This window comes from Ruegeria sp. CF1 (assembly GCF_056537445.1).
Map to the genome: position 1 here is coordinate 153,931 of NZ_JBQFRN010000008.1, position 21,962 is coordinate 175,892.

At 57.2% G+C, this 21,962-nt stretch carries 24 protein-coding genes; 17 read left to right on the forward strand and 7 right to left on the reverse strand.

Features of this window, described 5'->3' with window-relative positions:
- Nucleotides 1-12: 12 nt before the first annotated feature.
- Both ACRZ96_RS15100 and hemN read right to left on the reverse strand, forming a co-directional pair.
- Nucleotides 13-1,938 (reverse strand): elongation factor G, encoded by a 1,926-nt coding sequence (locus ACRZ96_RS15100; protein WP_480705791.1) that lies wholly within the window; start codon nucleotides 1,936-1,938, stop codon nucleotides 13-15.
- A gap of 213 nt (nucleotides 1,939-2,151) precedes the next feature.
- A complete protein-coding gene (gene hemN, locus ACRZ96_RS15105) occupies nucleotides 2,152-3,507 on the reverse strand; it encodes an oxygen-independent coproporphyrinogen III oxidase (protein WP_170398643.1) in 1,356 nt (451 codons plus the stop codon).
- Between the two features lie 61 nt (nucleotides 3,508-3,568).
- On the opposite strand from hemN, the gene fnrL reads away from it, so the two are divergent.
- Both fnrL and ACRZ96_RS15115 read left to right on the forward strand, forming a co-directional pair.
- Nucleotides 3,569-4,312 carry a transcriptional regulator FnrL gene (gene fnrL / locus ACRZ96_RS15110; protein WP_170406526.1) on the forward strand — a complete coding sequence of 248 codons (744 nt, stop codon included), beginning with the start codon at nucleotides 3,569-3,571 and terminating at the stop codon, nucleotides 4,310-4,312.
- Nucleotides 4,313-4,351: 39 nt separating this feature from the next.
- Complete coding sequence (locus ACRZ96_RS15115; RefSeq protein WP_170398637.1) at nucleotides 4,352-4,606, forward strand: GlsB/YeaQ/YmgE family stress response membrane protein; 255 nt, start codon at nucleotides 4,352-4,354, stop codon at nucleotides 4,604-4,606.
- A 42-nt stretch (nucleotides 4,607-4,648) separates the two neighbouring features.
- Here the strand turns inward: ACRZ96_RS15115 and ACRZ96_RS15120 are convergent, their stop codons facing one another.
- Nucleotides 4,649-5,488 carry a universal stress protein gene (locus ACRZ96_RS15120; RefSeq protein WP_170398633.1) on the reverse strand — a complete coding sequence of 280 codons (840 nt, stop codon included), beginning with the start codon at nucleotides 5,486-5,488 and terminating at the stop codon, nucleotides 4,649-4,651.
- Between the two features lie 192 nt (nucleotides 5,489-5,680).
- Here ACRZ96_RS15120 and ccoN point away from each other — a divergent pair, with 192 nt between their 5' ends.
- Genes ccoN through ccoP form a run of 4 tightly spaced genes read left to right on the forward strand, consistent with a single transcriptional unit; the run spans nucleotide 5,681 to nucleotide 9,115 of the window.
- Nucleotides 5,681-7,288, forward strand: a complete 1,608-nt coding sequence (gene ccoN / locus ACRZ96_RS15125) for a cytochrome-c oxidase, cbb3-type subunit I (protein WP_170398630.1) — start codon at nucleotides 5,681-5,683, stop codon at nucleotides 7,286-7,288.
- A gap of 14 nt (nucleotides 7,289-7,302) precedes the next feature.
- The gene (gene ccoO / locus ACRZ96_RS15130) at nucleotides 7,303-8,031 is read left to right on the forward strand and encodes a cytochrome-c oxidase, cbb3-type subunit II (RefSeq protein WP_170398627.1); all 729 of its coding nucleotides are present in this window, start codon (nucleotides 7,303-7,305) and stop codon (nucleotides 8,029-8,031) included.
- A gap of 11 nt (nucleotides 8,032-8,042) precedes the next feature.
- On the forward strand, nucleotides 8,043-8,255 hold the full coding sequence (locus tag ACRZ96_RS15135; protein WP_170398624.1) for a cbb3-type cytochrome c oxidase subunit 3: 213 nt from the start codon (nucleotides 8,043-8,045) through the stop codon (nucleotides 8,253-8,255).
- Entirely contained in the window at nucleotides 8,252-9,115 is an 864-nt protein-coding gene (gene ccoP / locus ACRZ96_RS15140; RefSeq protein WP_170398621.1) for a cytochrome-c oxidase, cbb3-type subunit III, read from the forward strand. The genes ACRZ96_RS15135 and ccoP overlap by 4 nt, the downstream gene beginning before the upstream one ends.
- A gap of 151 nt (nucleotides 9,116-9,266) precedes the next feature.
- Here ccoP and ACRZ96_RS15145 read toward each other — a convergent pair whose 3' ends face one another.
- Entirely contained in the window at nucleotides 9,267-9,425 is a 159-nt protein-coding gene (locus tag ACRZ96_RS15145) for a hypothetical protein (protein ID WP_170398617.1), read from the reverse strand.
- 101 nt (nucleotides 9,426-9,526) lie between these two features.
- Between ACRZ96_RS15145 and ACRZ96_RS15150 the strand changes: the two genes are divergently transcribed.
- The 7 genes from ACRZ96_RS15150 (at nucleotide 9,527) to nusG (ending at nucleotide 15,753) form a co-directional block, all read left to right on the forward strand.
- Nucleotides 9,527-10,405: a LysR family transcriptional regulator gene (locus ACRZ96_RS15150; protein ID WP_480705784.1), complete on the forward strand. Its 879-nt coding sequence runs from the start codon at nucleotides 9,527-9,529 to the stop codon at nucleotides 10,403-10,405.
- 111 nt (nucleotides 10,406-10,516) lie between these two features.
- Entirely contained in the window at nucleotides 10,517-11,944 is a 1,428-nt protein-coding gene (ccoG, locus tag ACRZ96_RS15155; RefSeq protein WP_170398610.1) for a cytochrome c oxidase accessory protein CcoG, read from the forward strand.
- 2 nt (nucleotides 11,945-11,946) lie between these two features.
- The gene (locus ACRZ96_RS15160) at nucleotides 11,947-12,405 is read left to right on the forward strand and encodes a FixH family protein (RefSeq protein ID WP_170406514.1); all 459 of its coding nucleotides are present in this window, start codon (nucleotides 11,947-11,949) and stop codon (nucleotides 12,403-12,405) included.
- A gap of 2 nt (nucleotides 12,406-12,407) precedes the next feature.
- The gene (locus ACRZ96_RS15165) at nucleotides 12,408-14,585 is read left to right on the forward strand and encodes a heavy metal translocating P-type ATPase (protein WP_480814794.1); all 2,178 of its coding nucleotides are present in this window, start codon (nucleotides 12,408-12,410) and stop codon (nucleotides 14,583-14,585) included.
- Nucleotides 14,586-14,590: 5 nt separating this feature from the next.
- Nucleotides 14,591-14,749, forward strand: coding sequence for a cbb3-type cytochrome oxidase assembly protein CcoS (gene ccoS / locus ACRZ96_RS15170; RefSeq protein WP_074737762.1), 159 nt, complete (start codon nucleotides 14,591-14,593; stop codon nucleotides 14,747-14,749).
- Between the two features lie 80 nt (nucleotides 14,750-14,829).
- A complete protein-coding gene (gene secE / locus ACRZ96_RS15175) occupies nucleotides 14,830-15,027 on the forward strand; it encodes a preprotein translocase subunit SecE (protein ID WP_170398600.1) in 198 nt (65 codons plus the stop codon).
- Nucleotides 15,028-15,219: 192 nt separating this feature from the next.
- Entirely contained in the window at nucleotides 15,220-15,753 is a 534-nt protein-coding gene (nusG, locus tag ACRZ96_RS15180; protein ID WP_152459924.1) for a transcription termination/antitermination protein NusG, read from the forward strand.
- Nucleotides 15,754-15,800: 47 nt separating this feature from the next.
- Here nusG and ACRZ96_RS15185 read toward each other — a convergent pair whose 3' ends face one another.
- Together ACRZ96_RS15185 and ACRZ96_RS15190 are read right to left on the reverse strand one after the other, a co-directional pair.
- Entirely contained in the window at nucleotides 15,801-16,988 is a 1,188-nt protein-coding gene (locus ACRZ96_RS15185) for an adenylate/guanylate cyclase domain-containing protein (RefSeq protein WP_480771690.1), read from the reverse strand.
- A gap of 95 nt (nucleotides 16,989-17,083) precedes the next feature.
- Nucleotides 17,084-18,325, reverse strand: coding sequence for a peptidoglycan-binding domain-containing protein (locus tag ACRZ96_RS15190; protein ID WP_170398593.1), 1,242 nt, complete (start codon nucleotides 18,323-18,325; stop codon nucleotides 17,084-17,086).
- Nucleotides 18,326-18,706: 381 nt separating this feature from the next.
- Here ACRZ96_RS15190 and rplK point away from each other — a divergent pair, with 381 nt between their 5' ends.
- Both rplK and rplA read left to right on the forward strand, forming a co-directional pair.
- On the forward strand, nucleotides 18,707-19,156 hold the full coding sequence (gene rplK, locus ACRZ96_RS15195) for a 50S ribosomal protein L11 (RefSeq protein WP_010440985.1): 450 nt from the start codon (nucleotides 18,707-18,709) through the stop codon (nucleotides 19,154-19,156).
- A gap of 1 nt (nucleotide 19,157) precedes the next feature.
- Complete coding sequence (gene rplA, locus ACRZ96_RS15200) at nucleotides 19,158-19,856, forward strand: 50S ribosomal protein L1 (RefSeq protein ID WP_010440987.1); 699 nt, start codon at nucleotides 19,158-19,160, stop codon at nucleotides 19,854-19,856.
- A gap of 239 nt (nucleotides 19,857-20,095) precedes the next feature.
- Here rplA and ACRZ96_RS15205 read toward each other — a convergent pair whose 3' ends face one another.
- On the reverse strand, nucleotides 20,096-20,245 hold the full coding sequence (locus tag ACRZ96_RS15205; protein ID WP_480791467.1) for a hypothetical protein: 150 nt from the start codon (nucleotides 20,243-20,245) through the stop codon (nucleotides 20,096-20,098).
- A gap of 11 nt (nucleotides 20,246-20,256) precedes the next feature.
- On the opposite strand from ACRZ96_RS15205, the gene ACRZ96_RS15210 reads away from it, so the two are divergent.
- Nucleotides 20,257-20,829: a class I SAM-dependent methyltransferase gene (locus tag ACRZ96_RS15210; RefSeq protein WP_480814797.1), complete on the forward strand. Its 573-nt coding sequence runs from the start codon at nucleotides 20,257-20,259 to the stop codon at nucleotides 20,827-20,829.
- A complete protein-coding gene (locus ACRZ96_RS15215) occupies nucleotides 20,826-21,746 on the forward strand; it encodes a hypothetical protein (RefSeq protein ID WP_480705775.1) in 921 nt (306 codons plus the stop codon). The genes ACRZ96_RS15210 and ACRZ96_RS15215 overlap by 4 nt, the downstream gene beginning before the upstream one ends.
- The last annotated feature ends 216 nt before the right edge of the window (nucleotides 21,747-21,962 follow it).

Here is a 21,962-nt window from a genome sequence, read left to right on the forward strand (position 1 = left end):
GCGCCTTCGATGTCAGGCTATTTCCTTGTTTTTGGCTGACGCGGGAACGGGGCCGCGCAGTTCTTCATAGTGATCGAATTGCAGTTTGACCCAACCGGTGCCACGGGTGGCACTGGCGAGGGTTCGGTGCAGTTCATCTTCCGCAACGGCGGGGAGTGTCGCATTGAAGATTTCCCAGCCTGAGGCGTTGGGGTTGCCTTCGAAACCTAGGACTTGTCCCTGCAGCGAGCTGATCGTTGGAACGAGATCGCCTACGAAGGTTGACGGCAGATGGATCTCGGCGTTCAGGATCGGTTGCAGCACGACTGGTTTCGCTTCGGGCAGCGCTTCACGCACCGCGTTCTTGCCAGCGGTGCGGAAGGCATAATCCGAACTGTCCACGTTATGGTGCTTGCCGTCGCTGAGCGTCACCTTAACGTCCACCACAGGGAAACCTTCGGGGCCTTCGACCAGTGCGTCCTTGGCCCCGTGTTCAACCGAAGGAATGTAATTCCGGGGTACGGCCCCACCTTTCACCACTTCCTCGAACTGGAACCCCGAGCCGCGCGGCAGCGGAGCGATGGATATGACCACATCGGCAAACTGCCCCGCACCGCCGGATTGCTTGCGGTGGCGATGGCGATGATCGACCCTTGTGCGAATGGTTTCGCGATAGGCGGTTCCGGCGGCCTCGGCCTCGATCTCGATGCCAAAATCCTCGGCGAGTTTGGCGGTCACGCGCCGCATATGCTGCGGACCTTGTGAGCCCAGAATGGAATGACCGCTCAGCTCGTCTTGCTCCAGATGCAGGCCGGGGTCGATCTCAACCAGCCGGGTCAACGCATTCGACAGGCGCACGTCGTCTCGCTCATGCGCAGGTGATACGACCTGACGATGCGCGGCAGGATGGGATGAGGCCCATTCCGGCAACGGCGTTGCCGCCGCGCTGTCATAGATGAAGCCAGGATTAAGGTGGTCGGATTTGACAGCAAGGCCAATATGTCCGGCTTCAAGCGCGCTGATCTGTGTCTTGGCGTCCAAGGTTGTCAGATTTCCAACAGTTTCGCCACCAAGGGATTCATGTGCTTTCACGCCGTCGCCCAGACCGCGCAAAACGGTGATCTTGCCGATATGCTTCTTCACATCCGCAAAGCCGGCAATGGCACAGGCGTTTTCTTCGGCCTCATCCCGGTCAGCTGCAATTTTGAATTCCGGTGCTTCATGACGCAGCGCTTTCATCAAGCGGGTCAGACCGTTGCCATGGCTCGCGGCACCTAGGCAGGCCGGGATAAGCTGATGGTTCTGCAAGACCTGTGCGGCCAGCTCGTAGACCTCGTCGCTTGGGGGCTGTTTGTCCTCAATCAGTTGCTCCAGCAGATTGTCATCGAAATCCGATAGGGTCTCCAACAACTCAGTGCGTGCTTCCTGTTCGCGGTCTTCCGCTGATTGCGGTAGCTCGATCAGGGCCGAGGGCTGCCCCTCCTGATACTTCCAGGCGCGCTCCGAGATCAGATCGACTGCGCCGATAATGGTGTCTCCGTCGCGGATCGGCACCTGCCGCAGAGCGATGTGGTGGGCGCAATAGGTCTGCAGTGCAGCAACGATGTCGCGGATGCGACCGTTGGGGCTGTCCATGCGGTTGATGAATAAAAAACAGGGAATGCCCGCCTCTTCGACCAACCTTAGATACGGGGCACACAGAACGGCGGCATCCGGATCGGGTGGGACAACCACAACTGCTGCGTCCGAGATCGCCATGGCCGGGCCGACATAGGCTAGCGCATCGCCGCCTCCGTCCACGTCCACCGCGCACCACGGTTCGTTTAAATAAGAAAAACCGTGCAGATGCACGGTTCCGGCAACATCGAATGTGGTGGGCCGCCCGTCGAGGCGGCTGATCGCTTCGACCAAGGTGGATTTGCCCGATTGGCTGGGGCCGAGGACGGTGAAAACGCGCATGAGTGCTGTCCCTCTTTCAGGTTGCAGTATGGCTGCACGAAAAGGGCTGTCGAACGCATGCGCGTCGGCAAGAACTGTCTGCGTTTGCCTGCCTCAGGCTGTGAAGAGGTGGGTCTCTCCACCCCTTGAGTGTGGAGAAAACCGAAGGCATGCGTCAAGCCCCCGTGCCGGTTTGTAAGGGAAGGTCGCGAAAAACGACCTGCCGAAGAGTGTTCAGATAGCGGAACTATGCCCAGCCTTACTCAGATCATACGTGTCAAAGCTGCGCGCGATCATGCGGGTCAGCGCACGTGCTTCGGGCGGTATGAACAATCCGTTTTCATCCACGCGTAGCAACCCGTCGAAGGCCGCGTTTGCTGTTGCGTACATTTGCTGCAGTTCCGCAGTTGAAATGTCATAATCGCGCAGAATCTCGGCCGAGTTGATTTGGAAATCGCACATCAATGCTTCGATCAGACGCGACCGTAGAACATCCTGACCTTTGAACAAATGCCCGCGCGACGTCGAGAACCGCCCTTCGCGAATGGCCTTCGTGTGAGCCGAGGTTGCCGGTGCGTTCTGCGCATATCCTTGCGGGAAGCGTGAGATCGAGCTGGCACCCAAGCCAATCAGGATTGGGGCCTGATCGTCCGTGTAGCCTTGGAAATTCCGTTTCAATCGACCAGCGCGCAGCGCATGGGTCAGCCCATCGTCCTGCGTCGCGAAGTGGTCAATCCCGATCTCGGCATAATTGTCCCATAGGAACAGTCGCCGGGCGGTTTCAAAAAGTTCCAGTCGCTGTTCCGGTGTGGGCAGGGCATCTGATGGAATCAACTGCTGGCGCTTGGCCATCCACGGCACATGCGCGTAGCCATAGAGTGCGACCCGGTCAGGGTTCAGCGACAACAGCTTTTGCACACTTTCGGTCATGCGCGCCTTGGTCTGGTGGGGCAGGCCATAAAGGATGTCCGCATTCAGGCTGGATATACCACGCGCTCGGATCATCTCGGCTGCTTCGCGGGTGGTGTCATAGCTTTGAATGCGACCGATGGTTTTCTGGATTTCGTCGTCAAAATCCTGAACACCGATCGATGCGCGGTTCATCCCGGCTTCGGCCAGTGCATCCAGCCGGGCTTCGTCGATCTCATTCGGATCGATCTCGACGGAAAACTCGGCGTCTGGGCCTAAAGGCACAATCTCAAGGATTCGCGCGGCCAGATCCCGCATCAGGTCTGCATTCAACAGCGTCGGCGTGCCGCCGCCCCAGTGCAGCCGCGACAATGTAACACCCTCTGGCAGGCGTGCCGCCAGCAAATCCAGCTCGGCCTTTAGCACGTCGACATAGGCGATGACCGGGTTATCCGTCTGGGTGCCTTGTGTCCGGCAGGCGCAAAACCAGCACAGCCGACGGCAGAAGGGTACGTGGATGTAAAGCGAGATTGAACTGCCCGGAGCAATCCCGGAAATCCAGTCGCTAAACAGATCAGCCCCGACGTCATTGCTGAAGTGGGGTGCGGTGGGATAGCTTGTGTAACGCGGTACTTTCGCGTCAAAAAGTCCAAGCCGTGCCAGTTGAGGTTTCAGTGTCATAAAGATATGACTATAGCTGGAGGGCCCAGGGTACTTTGACCGAAATCAAATGGAAGCGCGAATGACACTCAAGGCCCAATTCGACCACACCAATTGCGCAGAATGCCCGATCCGGCATCGTGCGGTGTGCGCGCATTGCGAAAAGGACGAGCTGGAAGAGCTTGAGAACATCAAGTACTACCGCAGCTTTGAGGCGGGGCAGACGATCATCTGGTCCGGCGATCCGATGAATTTTGTCGGCTCGGTCGTGTCGGGAATCGCGTCTTTGACACAGACGATGGAGGATGGGCGCAGGCAAATGGTCGGCCTGCTGCTGCCCAGCGATTTCGTGGGTCGCCCTGGACGAGACAACGCGCCATACGACGTGGTGGCGACCACCGATCTGATGATGTGTTGTTTCCGCAAAAAGCCGTTCGAGGACATGATGATCACGACGCCGCACATCTCGCAGCGCCTGCTGGAAATGACGTTGGACGAATTGGATGCGGCCCGTGAGTGGATGCTGGTGCTTGGACGCAAGACCGCGCGAGAAAAGATTGCCAGCCTGCTTTCGATCATCGCGCGCCGGGACGCATCGATTCATCAAGCCGGAATGGTAGCTCCGATTGTCTTTGACCTGCCACTGACGCGCGAGGCGATGGCCGACTATCTTGGGCTGACCCTGGAAACTGTCAGCCGGCAGATTTCCGCCTTGAAGAAAGATCAGGTCATTACTCTGGAAGGTAAACGCCATGTAACAATCCCCGATATGGGGCGCCTAATGGAAGAGGCGGGCGACGATACCGATGGCGGATTTCTGGTCTGATGCCTCAGCCCGCCGCCCTCGAACAATTGGGAGTCCCTTATGGAATTTAGCGGTTTACTCGCCATGCTGTTCATCGGCGCGATTGCTGGCTGGCTTTCGGGAAAAATCATGGAAGGGCGTGGGTTCGGCCTGATCGGGAATATTATAGTCGGGATTGTCGGTGCGTTTCTGGCAGGCACGATCTTTCCAGCCCTGGGCTTTGCGGTTGGCGGAGGGCTCATCTCTTCGATCTTCTTTGCCACTATCGGCGCGGTGATCCTGCTGTTCCTGATCGGCCTGATCCGCAAGACATAAAGCCGCACCAGAGACGGGCGGCTTTTGCGTTTGTTGGCGTCGTCAGTGAGCCAGAAACACGGGGATTTCTGATTGCTCCAGCATATTGCGGGTCGCACCGCCCAAAATGGCCTCGCGAAAGCGCGAATGGCCATAGGCCCCCATAACGATCATATCGGCCTCGGTATCGGCAGCGTGGCGATTGAGGATGTCCGAGACGCGCGTCATGGTCTTGCTGAGCACGTCGATTTCGCACTTCACCCCATGTCGCGCCAGCATCTGAGATAGCAGACCGCCCGGGTCCGATCGATCCGGCCCATGACGCGGTGGATCAATCACAACAATCCGTGTGAGTTCGGCCTGCTTCAAGAATGGCAACGCGCGACGGATGGCGCGCATCGCTTCGACGCTTTCGTTCCAGCCCACCATGACGGTTTTTGGGGCCGAAATCGGTTTGTTATCATCGGGCACCAATAGCACCGGCGAATGGCCTTCGAACATGGCGGCTTCGACGATGGGTTCCGCTTCTGCGTCGCGGTCTTTTCCATAAGGTCGGGGCAATACTACGAGATCCGAAAAGCGTGCGCGGCGTGCGACATGTCGCCCGAGATCAGCGATCTGAGCTACCCCGTTTTCAGCGGACCAGCGCACGCCCGACTTACCCAGATAATCCTGAGCGTAGGCGAGTATCTCGTCCGCCTCGGCATTGGCGCGGCTCAGGGTCTCCTGCAGGATCAAAGCGTTTGCACCGGCATAATAATAACCGGTCTGACTGCGATCGACGCCAAGACACAACGCTTCGACATGGGCGTCCTGCCCTTCTGCCAATGCCACCATTTGTGCCAGTGCGTTCTGAGAAAGCTTGGTTTCCGTCATGACCGTAAGAAGAGATTTAAATGCCATGTCGACCTCATGTTTCCGGCGCTGTCCGTTGCCAGCGCGTGTCTGTTTCTGCAAAATACCTCTCACAGAAAACAGGGGCTTGTCTTGATGCAGATCAAAGCGTCAAAGGCGACCTCGCTGCATTACAGCATGCAGTCAAAAAGGTTTCGCGTGACACGAAGAATCGCGCGAGGCATGGCAAAGGGACGCAATATGTCAAATTACATCAAGCTGATCGTGCTTGGGCTGGTGGTGCTGTTCGCAGCCATCGGCTCTAACTACGCACGGGATTTGGCGTATCAGGTGCACGCAATTCTGGTGATGTTGATCGCCGGCGGTCTGTTCATCTGGACGCTTAGAAACACGGAAGAGCCAGATATCCTCGTCGACCGCTCTGGTGAGTATATGGATGATGTGATCCGCTACGGCGTGATCGCAACCGCATTCTGGGGGGTAGTCGGGTTCCTGGCGGGGACTTTTATTGCGTTCCAGCTAGCCTTTCCGGCGCTAAACTTCGAATGGGCGCAGGGCTATCTTAATTTCGGGCGTCTGCGGCCTTTGCATACATCGGCGGTTATCTTTGCCTTTGGCGGTAACGCATTGATCGCAACTTCGTTCTATGTCGTACAGCGCACCAGCGCTGCGCGACTTTGGGGTGGAAACCTGGCATGGTTCGTGTTCTGGGGCTATCAGCTGTTCATCGTGCTTGCGGCAACCGGTTATATACTTGGTGGAACGCAGTCGAAAGAATATGCCGAACCTGAATGGTACGTTGACCTGTGGCTGACTGTTGTCTGGGTTGCCTATCTGGCTGTTTATCTGGGCACGATCATCAAGCGGAAAGAGCCGCACATCTACGTGGCAAACTGGTTCTATCTGGCCTTTATCGTGACTGTCGCCATGCTGCACCTGGTCAACAACATGACCATCCCGGTCAGCATCTGGGGATCGAAATCGGTCATCGTCTGGTCTGGTGTTCAGGATGCCATGATCCAGTGGTGGTATGGCCACAACGCCGTGGGCTTCTTCCTGACTGCCGGTTTCCTGGGTATGATGTACTACTTCATCCCGAAACAGGCTGAGCGTCCAGTATTCAGCTACAAGCTGTCGATCATCCACTTCTGGGCGCTGATCTTCCTGTATATCTGGGCCGGCCCGCACCACCTGCACTATACCGCGCTGCCTGATTGGGCCTCGACCCTTGGCATGGTGTTCTCGGTGATCCTATGGATGCCTTCGTGGGGTGGTATGATCAACGGTCTGATGACCCTGTCGGGTGCATGGGACAAACTACGCACTGACCCAGTGATCCGGATGATGGTGATTTCGGTCGGCTTTTACGGCATGTCCACGTTCGAGGGACCGATGATGTCGATCCGCGCTGTGAACAGCCTCAGCCACTATACCGACTGGACTATCGGTCACGTACACTCGGGCGCGCTGGGCTGGAACGGAATGATCACCTTTGGTGCTCTTTACTTCCTGGTCCCTGTTCTGTGGAAACGTGAGCGTCTTTACTCGCTGCAGCTGGTCAGCTGGCACTTCTGGCTCGCCACCATTGGCATCGTTCTCTACGCGGCGTCGATGTGGGTCACCGGTATCATGGAAGGCCTGATGTGGCGTGAAGTGGATGCCAATGGCTTCCTGGTGAATTCGTTCGCTGACACCGTTGCTGCGAAGTTCCCGATGTATGTGGTGCGTGCGCTGGGTGGCGTGATGTTCGTCGCTGGCTCGCTGATCATGTGCTACAACCTGTGGATGACTGTACGGAAAGCGCCGGCCAAAGAGGCCAGCCTGACCGTCGCGGTCCCGGCTGAATAAGGAGGGCCGGAGCAATGGCAATTCTCGACAAACACAAGATCCTCGAGACCAACGCGACCCTCCTGCTGATCTTCAGCTTTCTGGTCGTGACCATCGGTGGCATCGTACAGATCGCGCCCCTGTTCTATCTTGAGAACACCATCGAGAAGGTGGAGGGCATGCGCCCTTACACCCCTCTCGAACTGGCGGGGCGTGAGGTTTATCTGCGCGAAGGCTGCTATGTTTGCCACAGCCAGATGATCCGCCCGATGCGTGATGAGGTTGAACGCTATGGCCACTACTCGCTGGCGGCTGAATCCATGTATGATCATCCGTTCCAATGGGGGTCCAAACGCACCGGGCCGGATATTGCCCGCGTCGGTGGCCGGTATTCGGATCAATGGCAGGTGGACCACCTGCGCGATCCACAATCGGTGGTGCCGGAATCGGTGATGCCGAAATACGGCTTCCTTGAGGATCGTAAGCTAGACGGCAAGTATATCGGTGACATCATGGCGGCAAATGCCGTGGTCGGCACCCCGTATACCGACGAGATGCTTGAACAGGCGCAGGCCGATTTTCGGGCGCAGGCCGATCCGGACAGCGATTATGATGGATTGTTGGAACGCTATGGCGACAAGGTCAATGTGCGTAACTTTGACGGTCAGCCCGAGCTGACTGAAATGGATGCGTTGGTTGCTTACCTCCAGATGCTGGGCACGCTGGTCGATTTCTCGACCTTCACCCCGGACGCAAGCCGTTAAAGGAGGGTGTGATGGAACTATACACAATTCTAAGGCAGTTCGCGGATAGCTGGATGTTGCTGCTCCTGTTCTCGTTTTTTATTGGCATCATCATCTGGGTTTTCCGCCCTGGTGCCAGCAAGGAATACAAGGACACCGCCAACATCCCGTTCCGGCACGCTGATGCCCCAGCGCCCCGTCGGGGCGACGACAAACCCGCCACATCCAAGGAGGCGCGGCAATGAGTAAGACACCTGAAAAACAGCCGGGCGATCCTAACACCACGGGTCACAGCTGGGACGGAATCGAGGAATTCGATAATCCGATGCCACGCTGGTGGCTTTGGACCTTTTACGCGACCATCATTTGGGGCGTGATCTACACGATCATGTACCCCGCATGGCCCTTGGTTCAATCGGCAACCGCCGGTGTGCTGGGTTGGTCCTCGCGCGAGCTGGTGCAGCAGGAAATGGTCGCGTTCGAAGAAGCGAATGCGCCGTGGAATGCCAAGTTGGTGGAAACACCGCTGGAAGAAATCTCGGCCGACGCGGAGCTGCAACAATACGCAGTTAACTCTGGTGGCGCTGTGTTCCGAACCTGGTGTGCGCAGTGCCACGGATCGGGCGCGCAGGGTGCGCCGGGTTTCCCGAACCTGCTGGATGATGCCTGGCTGTGGGGCGGCTCGCTTGAGGATATCGAGTACACCATCGCCTATGGCATCCGGAACGAGGAAAGCGACGACGCGCGCTATTCCGAGATGCCGGCCTTTGGTGAGATCCTCGAAAAGGATGAGATCACTCAAGTGGTTCAATACGTCATGTCCCTGACCAACGCCCAGACCGATGACGCGGCGGCGCAGGCAGGCAAGGTTGTGTTCGAAGACAACTGCGCGGCTTGCCACGGTGATGACGGCAAAGGCGACGTTTCCCAGGGTGCGCCGAATCTGACCGATGCGATCTGGCTTTACGGCGGCAGCCAAGAGGCCCTGACCGAGACGGTCACCTACAGCCGCTTTGGCGTGATGCCCCCATGGGAAAATCGCCTGACCGACGCGCAAATCCGCGCCGTGACGGCGTATGTTCATCAGTTGGGTGGTGGTCAGTAAGGGTTAAAAGAACACCTCCGGGCGGTCTCCCGCCCGAAGGTCTAGGCACCGGCTGTTCCATCTGTTCGCGCGTTTCCAGAACAGCCGGTGCCGATTTTCAAACAATAGGGCTGCAATCTCTGCCGGTCCAGATACGGCATTCAAACCAGTATCAAAGATCGTTCAGATTTACATCGCGCGGGTTTTCTCTCCACCAATGATGTTCGGGCAGCCAGCGCCGCTTGCGACGGCCCGGCTTTGGCGCATCGTAGATGTGAGGCGTATTGATGCGTGTCGCGTTCAAAAAAGATCTGGCGAATACGGTCAGCATGGTTTCCCTCCTGTGCAGAGTTGTTTCTGAGCTTTAAGATTGACCTTTCGCACGCCGAATGCGACTCAATTACCATTTCAATGTGTAAGTAGGGTTTACATATGGACTGGCTATCACTGCCGCCGTTGGCCTCTCTCAGGGCTTTTGCAGCCTTCGCTGAGAAGCGAAGTGTTGTCGAGGCCGGTGCTGCGCTCAATGTTAGCCACGCTGCAATCAGTCAGCAGCTTCGCGCGCTCGAGAAACATCTGGGCGCGGCTCTGCTGGACCGAACGGGCAAAGCGCTGACACTTACCGCGGAAGGTGAGCATCTGGCCCGTGCCCTGCAGCTTGGATTTGGTGCGATCGAGGCTGCTGTGGGTGATCTGGCTCGCTCGGCTCAGGACCGCCCGGTTCATGTGTCGCTGACGTCTTCCTTCGCTGCATCTTGGCTAATGCCGCGACTGCCGAGTTTCCGCGCGACGCATCCCGACGTAAACCTGATCCTAGATCCAACCTTTGAGGTGGTCGAGCTGCAACCGGGTGGCGTGGATGTAGCGATCCGTTATGGCGCCGGCGGTTGGCCGGGGGTGGAGTGTGAGATGTTGTTGCAGACGCCGATGGTCATCGTCGCCTCACCCACACTATTGGGTAACAAGACCGATTGGTCCCCGGCAGAACTTGCGCAGTTGCCGTGGCTTGAGGAAATTGGCACGACTGAGGGGACAAAATGGCTGACTGAGCGAGGTGTCGGACCCGAACGCGGCGCGGGGCGTACGCAGCTTCCCGGTAACCTGTTGCTGGATGGTTTGCGGTCTGGGCAAGGGGTCACCGTCACTGTGCGACAATTCGTCGAAGCGGACATCAATGCGGGCCGCATCGTCGAACTGTTCGCCGAGCCGGATACGCGCGGGTATCATATAGTTACGCAAAAACAAGCTCTTAGGCGATCCGTGAAAATCTTCATCAACTGGCTGAGGCGCGAAGCGCGAAGCCAGCAGTAATTCACGCGTCTAAAGGTGTCTGCACGATGCGCGTTTTGACCCATGTCAAAGTCCCTTGCCTCGTGATCTGGAAGAACACACACTCAGAATAGCCAGTTGCGGAGCCAGCCTGTGAGCGATTCCAATCCCACCCCCAGTCTCTACGCCGCCAGAGAGCCGATTTTCCCGAGACGTGTGTCCGGCCCGTTTCGCAATCTGAAATGGATCATCATGGCGGTGACGCTGGGCATTTACTATGTGACGCCTTGGATCAGGTGGGATCGCGGTCCAAGCCTTCCGGATCAGGCCGTTCTTCTGGATCTGGCGAACCGCCGCTTCTATTTCTTCTGGATCGAGATTTGGCCGCACGAGTTCTATTTTGTCGCTGGGCTGCTGATCATGGCAGGATTGGGTCTGTTCCTGTTCACCTCGGCGCTTGGGCGGGTCTGGTGCGGATATGCCTGCCCGCAGACGGTTTGGACGGACCTGTATATCCTTGTCGAGCGCTGGATCGAGGGCGACCGTAATGCGCGCCTGCGTCTGCACAGGCAGAAAAAGCTGGATTTCCGCAAGGCGCGGCTGCGCCTGACCAAGTGGGTCGCTTGGTTCTTCATCGGGCTCGCGACCGGTGGCGCCTGGGTTTTCTATTTTGCGGATGCACCAACTCTGGCGCGTGATCTGGTCACCGGAAACGCGCATCCAGTGGCCTATACGACGATGCTGATTCTGACCGGCACCACGTTTTTCTTCGGTGGCTTTGCACGCGAACAAATCTGCATCTATGCCTGCCCATGGCCGCGCATACAGGCCGCGATGATGGACGAGGATACCCTGGTCGTCGGATATCGCGAATGGCGGGGTGAACCACGCGGCAAAGGCAAACGTACGGCTGACAGCGAGCTGGGCGATTGCATCGATTGTATGGCTTGCGTCAATGTCTGCCCGGTAGGGATCGACATCCGAGACGGTCAGCAACTGGAATGCATTACCTGTGCACTTTGCATCGACGCCTGCGATGACATGATGGCCAAGATAGGCAAGCCCCGTGGTCTGATCGATTACATGGCGCTGAGTGATGAGGCCCGCGAACGCGAAGGTCAGCCACCCAAAAACGTTTGGAAACACATCCTGCGTCCGCGCACGATCCTGTACACGGCGCTATGGTCACTGGTCGGATTTGCATTGCTCTTTGCGCTGTTCATTCGTTCGGATATCGATTTGACGGTTGCGCCGGTGCGGAACCCGACTTTCGTTACCCTTTCAGATGGCACGATCCGTAACACCTATGATGTACGCCTGCGCAACAAACATGGCGAGGATCGGCCATTCAAACTGACGATTGCGGGCGATCCATCGCTGCAGATTGAAATCGAAGGTGTTGAAGGCGAGACTGTTAATGTCACTGCAGATACGGCACAATTGACCCGCGTCTATATCACCGCTCCGCAGGGTACTGCCCCAGCGGCGGCTGACAGCACCTCGGTTCGCATCTGGGTCGAAGATCTGGAAAGTGGTGAGCGGGCCTACAAGGATACCAGTTTCAACGGACGAGGAAGCTGAGAATGGCAGAACGTCAATTCACAGGCAAACACGCATTGGCGGTATTTGTCGCGGCCTTTGGCGTGATCATCACGGTGAACCTCGTCTTGGCTTATAGTGCAATCAAGACCTTTCCGGGGCTTGAGGTGAAGAACTCTTATGTAGCCAGCCAGGAGTTCAATGAACGTTTGAAGGAACAGCAGGCCTTGGGTTGGAACATCAAGGCCGAGCTGACCGGAGGGCTGCTGGTGCTATACATAACGGATCAGACCGGTTCCCCTGTTGAAGTGGCAGATCTGCAGGCCGTGGTGGGGCGCGCCACCCATGTGAAGGAAGACTTCTCGCCGGACTTTACTTTTGATGGCATCGCCTATGCCGCTCCGGCTGCCCTTGGCGAAGGGAACTGGAACATTCGCCTTGTGGCCAAAGCAAAAGATGGTGCCGAGTTCGCGCAACGTGTGCCCCTGTATGTGAAAGGTTAGAGATGGTTGCGCAAGCCACTCCATCTCGGGCAGCCTGTCCTGGCTGCATCGCAGCCCCGGCGGAAGCGGCGCGGCCAATCCCAGAGGATGTGCAGATCGCGCTGTCGCTGCCGGGCATCCACTGCTCGGCCTGCATCTCTACGGTCGAGCGTGAGTTGAATGCCCATCCCGGCGTTGAAGACGCGCGGGTCAATCTCACGCTGAAACGCGCGATGATCAAGGCGGCACCGGATACGCGCGCCGATGATCTGATCCCGGTGTTGGAGCGCGCTGGCTTTGAAGCCCACGAACTGGATCCGGGTGCGCTTTCGGCTACGCAAACCGATAAGGCCGGGCGCGATCTGCTGATGCGGTTGGCAGTGGCGGGTTTTGCTTCGATGAACGTGATGCTGTTATCGGTGTCGGTCTGGTCCGGCGCCACCGATGCGACGCGCGACATGTTCCATTGGATATCGGCGGCGATTGCGCTGCCTGCAATCGCATTCTCGGCCCAGCCTTTCTTTTCCAACGCCTGGAGCGCTCTGCGCGTACGCCGGTTGAATATGGATGTGCCGATTGTTTTGGCGATACTGCTGGCTCTGGTCACGTCGCTTTGGGAAACTGCACTCAGCGGTGAACATGCTTATTTCGACGCGGCTTTGACCCTGACATTCTTCCTGCTAGCGGGCAGGTATTTGGACTATCGCACCCGTGCCGCGGCACGTTCGGCTGCCGAAGAACTAACCGCGCTGGAGGTCCCGCGCGCCATCCGGCTAGTGGATGGGACCGAAGCGGAAGTGGCGGTGGCGAGCCTTAACGTGGGTGATCTGATTCTGGTGCGCCCCGGAGGGCGTATGCCAGTGGATGGCGAAATCATCTCGGGCCAGTCCGAGTTGGACCGGTCGCTGCTGACCGGGGAAACCCTCCCGGTCTTTGCCGAGGCCGGGCTGAACGTCAGTGCTGGTGAGGTTAACCTGACCGGCCCTCTGACCATCCGTGCGACGGCAGTCGGGGAAGATACCTCGCTGCACCGTATGGCGGATCTGGTAGCCATCGCTGAATCGGGCCGATCACGGTATACCTCGCTGGCAGACAAGGCGGCCAAGCTTTATGCGCCGGGGGTGCATATACTCTCCGCGCTCAGCTTCTTAGGATGGTATATTTATTCGGGCGATATCCGGACGGCGCTGAATATCGCTGCGGCGGTTTTGATCATCACATGTCCCTGCGCGCTGGGCTTGGCAGTGCCGGCGGTAACCACTGCAGCATCAGGCCGATTGTTCCGCAGCGGCATGCTGATCAAACACGCGACCGCGTTAGAACGGCTGGCCGAAGTGGATACTGTGGTATTTGACAAGACCGGCACCCTAACATCCGGTGCGCCTGAGTTGACCAATCTTGGTGATCATTCGCGTACCGATTTGAAATTGGCTCTGGCATTGGCCGAAGCGTCTTCGCACCCCTTGTCTCTTGCCCTTGCAAAGGCTGCGCGTGAAGCCGGGATCAAGCCTGCCAAGTTGCACGATGTTGTTGAGGTGCCGGGATATGGCACTGAGGGCGTTTACCGTGATCAGCAGGTCCGGCTGGGTCGAGCGGCCTGGGTCGGCGGCGAAGATGGTGAGCAGACCGCAGCCTGGCTCGCAATCGAATCGCGGACGCCATCGCGCTTTACTTTTACCGACAGTCTGCGCGCAGGCGCTGCCGAGGCGGTCGCGGCTTTCCGTGCGGCAGGCAAAGACGTCATCCTGATTTCCGGCGATACGGAAGGCGCGGTTCAGGCCTTGGCGGGCAAGCTTGGCATTGAGAACTGGATCGCCCAGGCCTTGCCTCAAGACAAAGCTGCCAAAGTGCAGGAACTAAGCGATCAGGGTCGGCACGTTCTGATGGTCGGCGATGGGCTGAACGATACGGCGGCATTGGCGGCGGCGCATGTCTCGATTTCTCCGGCCAGCGCCTTGGATGCTGCGCGGGTGGCGTCGGATATCGTGCTACTGGGCAATGATCTGTCCCCGATCGCTGAGGCTTGCGATACAGCCGTCAGGGCGACGCGTCGGATTCGCGAGAATTTCCGGATCGCCACTGTCTATAACATCATCGCGGTCCCGCTGGCCGTTGCCGGGTTGGCGACACCCCTTATTGCGGCATTGGCGATGTCGACCTCGTCGATTACTGTTTCGCTGAACGCCTTGCGGCTGAGGTAACTCTGATGGAAGTGCTTGCCTATCTGATCCCGATTTCCCTGCTTTTGGGCGGGGTTGGCTTGGTTGCGTTTATCTACACGGTCCGCTCGAACCAGTATGAGGATCCGGAAGGCGATGCGCGCCGTATCCTAAGCGACGAATGGGATGACAAGCCCAAGCCCTGACAGAGGCGTCAACAGCCCTTGAAATTGCCGCAATGCCCGGCTATGTCCGGCCCATCCGCTAGAAGAGAGATTGTAGCCTCATGGCAACCTTAAACCCGATCCAGTTCATTCAGCAGGTCCGCGCCGAAGTCGCAAAGGTCGTCTGGCCGACCCGTCGTGAGGTGCTGTTGACCACGGTCATGGTGTTCATCATGGCTGCGCTGACGGCTGTGTTCTTTGCGCTGGTTGATCTGGGCATTCGCGGCGGTCTGCAACTGGTACTCGGCGCGTTTAGCTAAGCCGGTTTGGGCAAGCTGAAACGCGACTGCCCCCTTGCACAGCTTGCGATGTCAGAGTAGGTGACATGACTATTCGGAATGGGCGTGCGGCGAATCGGGCTGCGCGCCGCTTTTTATTCCGGGTGACGCAATAGGATTTCAACGAAGGGCGCGATGCGTCGCAGCCCAAAGGCAAACAAGGACGACAGGTTCATGGCGAAACGGTGGTATTCGGTCAGCGTTCTTTCGAATTTCGAAAAGAAGATCGCAGAGCAGATCCGCACGTCGGTGGCTGAGCAGGGCCTTGAAGACGATATCGACGAGGTTCTGGTGCCCACCGAAGAGGTGATCGAAGTGCGCCGGGGCAAGAAGGTCACCACCGAACGCCGCTTTATGCCGGGTTACGTGCTGGTACACATGGAAATGTCGGATCAGGGCTATCACCTGATCAACTCGATCAATCGCGTTACCGGCTTCCTGGGCCCTCAGGGCCGCCCGATGCCGATGCGCGACGCCGAAGTGAACCAGATCCTCAACCGCGTTCAGGAAGGTGAAGAAGCGCCCAAGCTGATGATCAGCTTCGAGGTCGGCGAGAAGGTCAAGGTCAACGACGGCCCGTTCGAGGATTTCGACGGCATGGTCGAAGGTGTGGACGACGAAAACCAGAAACTGAAAGTTTCGGTTTCGATCTTTGGCCGCGAAACACCGGTCGAGCTGGACTTTACGCAGGTCACTAAGCAGAGCTGATTGGTTTCCATCGAACCATCGTTTGGGGTGCCTTATGGGCACCCTTTTTACGTTTGGGGCGTGCTCATCTGCCAGACAGTTTGATCCTCACCAAAACCTTTAAGTGATACAGTTCCGACCGGTTCGCAGAGTTTCGGGAGAAATGCTGCGGCTGTATCCGAAAGGACATGGTCGCAATCCAAGTCTGTGGCCGCCGCTACAAGTCTAGCCGCCAAATTGACGTCGGGACCGATGGCCGTGAAATCCAGCCGATCCCCGCCACCTACATTTCCATAGTGGAAGCGACCATGATGGATCGCAGTCCGTACGCCTAGCTTGTGCTGGAAATCGGCCTCGGCCAGCGACGCCACACCCTCGCGCACCGCTGCGATGGCGGCCTGAATCTGCACCTTTGGCGGAAGATCCGTGCTGGTTGGGAAGATGGCAAAAAAGCCGTCGCCCATGAACTTCAGAATCTCTCCGCCGTGGTCCATGACCGACGGGACAAGGCAATCAAACGTGTCATTCAGCAGCCGGACCAGCGTATCGCCGGAAACCGAATTCGAAAGACGGGTAAATCCCTTGAGATCCGCAAACAGGATAACGGCCTCGATTTTGCTGCCATCACCGCGATGTACTTTACCGTCCAGAATGTGGGCGCCACTGTTACGGCCGACATAGGTCGACAGCAGGTAGGTCGCGTCGAGCCGCAGCATATAGGTTTCGGTCAGGCGGGCGAGCGGACCGCGAACCCGGTTCAGGATCGCCAGATCACTCTCTGAAAACCCACCGGGCGTGGCACTTGACCAGGTGCAGACATGGGTATCGCCGTTGAGATAGATCAGCGGTTGCGCCAGGTAATCGGTGAAGCCCTGCTCGCGCAATTCGCCGACAATGATGTAATCCTCGGGGCAGCTGGGGTCTTCCAGATGGCGGCGGATGGGTTGCTGACGCTCGATCACATGCGGCAGGGGGTTATCGGTGTAGATCGCCTCGGTGAACAATTGAGACGGCGCGTCGACCCGGTCGACTCCAGCGCCCGCTTTCCACAGGAAACGTCGGCCCATCAGATTGGGATGCAGCGTCCAGATGAACAAACCGAACCGGTCGATGGCGACACCGGCATCCAGCAGACGAGTACAGATACCTTCGATGATATCGACCGCATTTCCAGCTGGGCGGGCACCGTCAACCATCCACTCGATCAAAGCGTCGATCTTGTCCTGTTTTGGGATCGGTTCCGGTGGGGTCGGCATAATGGCACCCTCAATATAGAACGCCGCGATGCAAACGGACACCGCGGCGTTATTTGTTTCAGCCTCGCAGTGGCTGAAACGACTGAGTGCGCGACTTACTGCGCTTGAACCATAGCCGCACGCAACAGTTGCGGGCGGTCGGTCTGGGACGGCAGGAAGACGGCTTGCGAACCGGCATCCAGTGCCGAAAGGCTGGCATCATACCACTGCATAGCAAGATCGCGACGCTGTTGCACACCGAAGCCTTCGCGCAGATGGTGGCCGATCAACTCTCCATAGGCAGGCTCACCCATCGCGACTAGCATCAATGCAGAACCGACTGCCGTGTCCATGTTGTCCTGACGGTAGCCCATCGACAGGCAGACCTTGCTTGTCGCTGCAAGATCAGCGGGGCTGAGGCCCGAGTCCAGCGCAAGCTTGCGTACCTGGGTTTCAGCTTCTGCCTTCGAGCTGATCGAAAGCGCATCAACTTGCGGTGCCAACATTTCGCCGTACGAGTCGCATTGTGCGCTCACCTGATCCGGCGTCAGCCCCTGGATATCCGCCATCAGATCTTCGCCACGCGCCATTGCATAGCTGCGAGCAAGGCAGAACTGTTCGCTGAGGGCAAAATCGGCATCCGTCATATTTGACAGCGTCGTGTAGCCCCCGTTTGTCGAGGTCTGCAGCATCACCCCGCTACACCGATTGGCCAGCGATGGGCCGCCGGTCCCGCCGGAAAACAGGCTTGGCAGGCTGGCAGAGGCGGTTTCAGTTGTATTGGCCTCGGGCTCTGGTTCCTGAGCTTGAGGAACCACAACCGGAATCGTGGTTGCTGGGGCTTGTGCTGGTGCCTGAGGGGCAGCAGCCAGGGCAGAGCCGGTTTGTATCTGCCGACGGTATTCCATCAAAAGCGGTTGGCCTGCGAGTTGGGTTGTCGTCTGACCGCCGCTTGTCGCCCAGTAGTAGGCCTGCATCAGGAAGTCGCGCTGATAGGGCTGGAAGTCATAGCCATTCACGGGGTAGCCCATCGAGACCTGATAGCGTTCGATCGCAGACCGTGTGCCACGACCGACTTGACCATCAACGCGACCCGCATTGTAGCCGAAATAGTTGAGCGCGGTCTGGGTTTGCGCCCCTTGTGTGGTCGACGGAATTCCGGGGCGATAGGTGCGTGTTGTTGTTGACCTCGTCCGGGCCTGCTGTTTTCTCTGCTGATCCCGGCCGATAGCGTAGCCGATGACGCCACCAACCACAGCACCGCCCAGTATCTCGCCAGCATCGGCCCGCGCGGTCTGAGGAGAAGACGCCGCAAATGACAGCGCGATGCCAACTGTTATTAATAAACGAATGATCATAATTAACCTCCACCAAAAATACTAATTTCGTCGAGTATAGCACAGCTGCGAGTATTGAGGTGAGGGGGGTGGCGGAAACCCGACCATCCCGCAACCACCGCGCAGATTCTGCATTGATATTAATTTCTTAAGAGTTGTCAGTCGCACCTTGTTAGTAACGATCTGTACTCCGTGAGCGTATAAGACCCACTTGGGGGCTTGATTCGATGTGTGAGAGCAGGGCAGGCCACTTGCCAACCCCGCCGTTCCGCTGTAAGTGCCGCCCCTATCGTCTTCGGGCGAGATTCTCTCGTGGGAGGTTGCTGGGATCGCGATCCCGGATCGGACCACGCAACATAGTCTGGGTGAAACGCGTTTCACCTAAGTTGAAAGGAAAACCAAATGGCCAAGAAGCTTGCTGGTACAATGAAGCTGCAGGTTCCTGCAGGTCAGGCGAACCCGTCGCCGCCAGTTGGTCCGGCGCTGGGTCAGCGCGGCATCAACATCATGGAATTCTGCAAGGCGTTCAACGCCAAGACCGCAGACATGGAGCCCGGCGCCCCGTGCCCGACCGTGATCACCTACTATCAGGACAAGTCCTTCACCATGGACATCAAGACGCCGCCCGCGTCTTACTACCTGAAAAAAGCGGCTGGTCTGAAGCCGGTCGGCAAGCGGAACCGCCCTCGTGGTGCGGAAAACCCAGGTCGTGAGACCGTGGCAACCGTAACCTCGAAGCAGGTTCGTGAAATCGCCGAAGCCAAAATGAAAGATCTGAACGCCAACGACGTCGAAGGCGCAATGCAGATCATCCTGGGCTCGGCCCGCTCAATGGGCATCGAGGTGAAGTAAGATGGCAAAACTCGGTAAACGTACCCGCGCTGCGCGCGAAGCTGTCGCTGGCAAGGAAAACCTGTCGGTCGAAGAAGCTGTTTCCCTGGTCAAAGGCAACGCAACCTCAAAATTCGACGAGACCATCGAGATCGCTCTGAACCTCGGCGTTGACACCCGTCACGCGGACCAGATGGTTCGCGGCGTTGTTGGCCTGCCGAACGGTACCGGCAAAGCGATGCGCGTCGCTGTATTTGCTCGTGGCCCCAAGGCAGACGAAGCGAAAGAAGCGGGCGCAGATATCGTTGGCGCGGAAGACCTGATGGAAACCATTCAGGGCGGCACCATCGAATTTGATCGCTGCATTGCAACCCCGGACATGATGCCGATCGTCGGTCGTCTGGGTAAAGTGCTCGGCCCCCGCAACCTGATGCCGAACCCCAAAGTTGGCACCGTGACCATGGACGTGAAAGCGGCTGTGGAAGCAGCAAAAGGTGGTGAAGTTCAGTTCAAAGCGGAAAAAGGCGGCGTTGTGCACGCCGGTGTTGGCAAAGCGTCCTTCGACGAAGCCAAGCTGGTCGAAAACGTCCGTGCCTTCATCTCGGCTGTGGCCAAGGCCAAGCCGTCGGGTGCCAAAGGCACCTATATGAAGAAAATCGCGCTGAGCTCGACTATGGGCCCGGGTGTGACTCTGGACGTGGCGGCTGCTGCGGGCGAATAAGCCTTAGCGTTAAGCTGTGAGAACTTGATCCCGGGTAGTGAGAACTGCCCGGGATTTTTATTGCGTGCCACATGAGAAACAGGCTGTAGCTGTGTGATAGCGTGGTTGCTTGCACCTCAATTGAAATCTTGAAGTTTTGCCAATTTCAAACCCGGTTACAGCTACGCTGACTAAAAAGCAGCGATACGCACAAACATAGATTCAATGCCTCAGCAGCGGTGGCTAAAGAAGCGATTGAACTAGGGGGTGCGGTCTGACACAGTTCCCCCATTGTCGTGTAGTAGCTGTTCGAGAATACCCATCAATGAACCAAAATATTCGTCAGAAATCACTTCCAGAAGATCGACGCGCCTTTTGGGACCAGTTTTATGCGAAATCGGCAGGGTCATGGGAGCTTACCTTGCCGTCGCAATTCGCAGCGTTTGTGGCAAATGAGATTGATCGGCAGTCACATGTCATCGACGTAGGGTGTGGGAATGCCCGTGACAGTTTTTTCTTTTCACGACACGGGTTCAAAGTGACCGGCATGGATGCGTCTGAGGCAGCGATTGCGTCAGCGCAAAAGCATGCACAAAAGCAGGGCGGCGACGATCTTGAATTTGTTCAGACCAATCTCGAAGATGGATTGGTTGAGCGTGTGTTGTCCGAGCGACGATCTGAAATCGTTTGCGTTTATGCTCGGTTCTTTTTGCATGCGATCACAGATGATGAAGAAGATGCTCTGATCCGGGCGCTGCGGAGCGGGTGCAAGCCTGGCGACGTCGTGGCGTTCGAATATCGAACGTTGGCGGACCGAGCCACAACGAAAATTGCGGCGCCGCATTTTCGGCGATACGTAAGTGCGACGAATCTGGATTCAAAAATGGAAGCCTCAGAATTCCGAAAGTGTTATGGCGTCGAAGGCAGTGGTTTCGCAAAATATAAAACAGAAGATGCGATCGTCGCCCGCGCGATCTATGAAAAAACACCATGACAGAAGAAGAATTAATCAAGGAGCTTGCCTCACTTCGAGAGCATGTTTTTACCCATGCTGCGGCACAAACTGCACTACCACGGCCTCGTAAAACGCGTTTGGCTGTCAATTCGCTAAAGGAACCAATAAAGCGCTTGGAAAACCAAGCGCTCTTTGATGACTGGGAAGAGACCTATATCCTTCTTTGCTGCCATGGGAGAACAAAGCCTGCCCGTACGCACGGTAGGCTAAAGCATATGGAGACTCGCTATGCGGATCAGGGCAAAGAGGCGCGCTTTGCCTCATTTTTTGAGCGCGTGAAGCAGACGCTACATCCCGATTTCATTACACCGCATGGCTATAACAGAACATTCGGGGAAAAGGCTGGTGATGAAATCTTTTCAAAACTTGACGCCGAGCTTAAACCCGTAATTCGTTTGGGGAAGCCGATCATTCTGTACGCTGGCGCTTTGTTGGGTCATGTTCGCGAGGGTGGATTGATTGGTCACGACGACGATGTCGATTTTGCGGTGTATCTGGGTGAGTCAACGCTTGAAGGTGTTGCAGGAAAATGGGCCGAATATCAGCGAGAATTGCTGGAAAGCGATTGCTTGGATGCCAATTCGCTAAAAAACAGCATACCTATATTCAAAGTCAAAAATAACTTGGGTATTGATATCGATCTGTTTCCGGCTTGGACGGAAAACGGGCGCTTTAGCGTGTATCCGTACTCACTTTATGATCTGCCGGAAAGCGCGATTTTCCCGCTTAAATCTCTTAACGGTGGGGAAATCATGCTACCGCAGGACGCGCCCGCATTGCTGGCGCAGAGTTACGGTGAAAATTGGCGGATACCGGACCCGCTGTTTCATTTCGCTTGGCGAAGGGCGCGCCGCAAGTTTGCACCTTTGCTTCAGCACGACTTTAGTATCGGTTGAAAGCACCGCATCATCGTGTCCTCAAGCAACAGTCGCATTTGCGTCACGGGATAAACTGGAGGAATACTTGTCTAGATCAATATGCGGATAGGCGCTAAGTCGTGGCTGGGGCGAAGCTATGGTGCGCGTAGCGAAATCCGCAAGCCTTAGTGTCGGCTCGTTTTCTGGAAACCGAGATGCCTCAGAACAATTTCAACTATGTGGCAGCCCCTGCGC

What these genes read in the sequence shown, in the direction of transcription:
- ccoN (WP_170398630.1), top strand. Translation starts at nt 5,681, where the DNA reads ATGTCAAATTACATCAAGCTGATCGTGCTTGGGCTGGTGGTGCTGTTC.
- ACRZ96_RS15100 (WP_480705791.1), bottom strand. Translation starts at nt 1,938, where the DNA reads ATGCGCGTTTTCACCGTCCTCGGCCCCAGCCAATCGGGCAAATCCACC.
- ACRZ96_RS15190 (WP_170398593.1), bottom strand. Translation starts at nt 18,325, where the DNA reads ATGATCATTCGTTTATTAATAACAGTTGGCATCGCGCTGTCATTTGCG.
- ACRZ96_RS15120 (WP_170398633.1), bottom strand. Translation starts at nt 5,488, where the DNA reads ATGGCATTTAAATCTCTTCTTACGGTCATGACGGAAACCAAGCTTTCT.
- fnrL (WP_170406526.1), top strand. Translation starts at nt 3,569, where the DNA reads ATGACACTCAAGGCCCAATTCGACCACACCAATTGCGCAGAATGCCCG.
- hemN (WP_170398643.1), bottom strand. Translation starts at nt 3,507, where the DNA reads ATGACACTGAAACCTCAACTGGCACGGCTTGGACTTTTTGACGCGAAA.
- nusG (WP_152459924.1), top strand. Translation starts at nt 15,220, where the DNA reads ATGGCGAAACGGTGGTATTCGGTCAGCGTTCTTTCGAATTTCGAAAAG.
- ACRZ96_RS15145 (WP_170398617.1), bottom strand. Translation starts at nt 9,425, where the DNA reads ATGCTGACCGTATTCGCCAGATCTTTTTTGAACGCGACACGCATCAAT.
- ccoO (WP_170398627.1), top strand. Translation starts at nt 7,303, where the DNA reads ATGGCAATTCTCGACAAACACAAGATCCTCGAGACCAACGCGACCCTC.
- ccoP (WP_170398621.1), top strand. Translation starts at nt 8,252, where the DNA reads ATGAGTAAGACACCTGAAAAACAGCCGGGCGATCCTAACACCACGGGT.
- ACRZ96_RS15115 (WP_170398637.1), top strand. Translation starts at nt 4,352, where the DNA reads ATGGAATTTAGCGGTTTACTCGCCATGCTGTTCATCGGCGCGATTGCT.
- ccoS (WP_074737762.1), top strand. Translation starts at nt 14,591, where the DNA reads ATGGAAGTGCTTGCCTATCTGATCCCGATTTCCCTGCTTTTGGGCGGG.
- ACRZ96_RS15215 (WP_480705775.1), top strand. Translation starts at nt 20,826, where the DNA reads ATGACAGAAGAAGAATTAATCAAGGAGCTTGCCTCACTTCGAGAGCAT.
- ACRZ96_RS15165 (WP_480814794.1), top strand. Translation starts at nt 12,408, where the DNA reads ATGGTTGCGCAAGCCACTCCATCTCGGGCAGCCTGTCCTGGCTGCATC.
- ACRZ96_RS15205 (WP_480791467.1), bottom strand. Translation starts at nt 20,245, where the DNA reads ATGACCCTGCCGATTTCGCATAAAACTGGTCCCAAAAGGCGCGTCGAT.
- ACRZ96_RS15150 (WP_480705784.1), top strand. Translation starts at nt 9,527, where the DNA reads ATGGACTGGCTATCACTGCCGCCGTTGGCCTCTCTCAGGGCTTTTGCA.
- ACRZ96_RS15185 (WP_480771690.1), bottom strand. Translation starts at nt 16,988, where the DNA reads ATGCCGACCCCACCGGAACCGATCCCAAAACAGGACAAGATCGACGCT.
- rplA (WP_010440987.1), top strand. Translation starts at nt 19,158, where the DNA reads ATGGCAAAACTCGGTAAACGTACCCGCGCTGCGCGCGAAGCTGTCGCT.
- rplK (WP_010440985.1), top strand. Translation starts at nt 18,707, where the DNA reads ATGGCCAAGAAGCTTGCTGGTACAATGAAGCTGCAGGTTCCTGCAGGT.
- ACRZ96_RS15160 (WP_170406514.1), top strand. Translation starts at nt 11,947, where the DNA reads ATGGCAGAACGTCAATTCACAGGCAAACACGCATTGGCGGTATTTGTC.
- ACRZ96_RS15135 (WP_170398624.1), top strand. Translation starts at nt 8,043, where the DNA reads ATGGAACTATACACAATTCTAAGGCAGTTCGCGGATAGCTGGATGTTG.
- secE (WP_170398600.1), top strand. Translation starts at nt 14,830, where the DNA reads ATGGCAACCTTAAACCCGATCCAGTTCATTCAGCAGGTCCGCGCCGAA.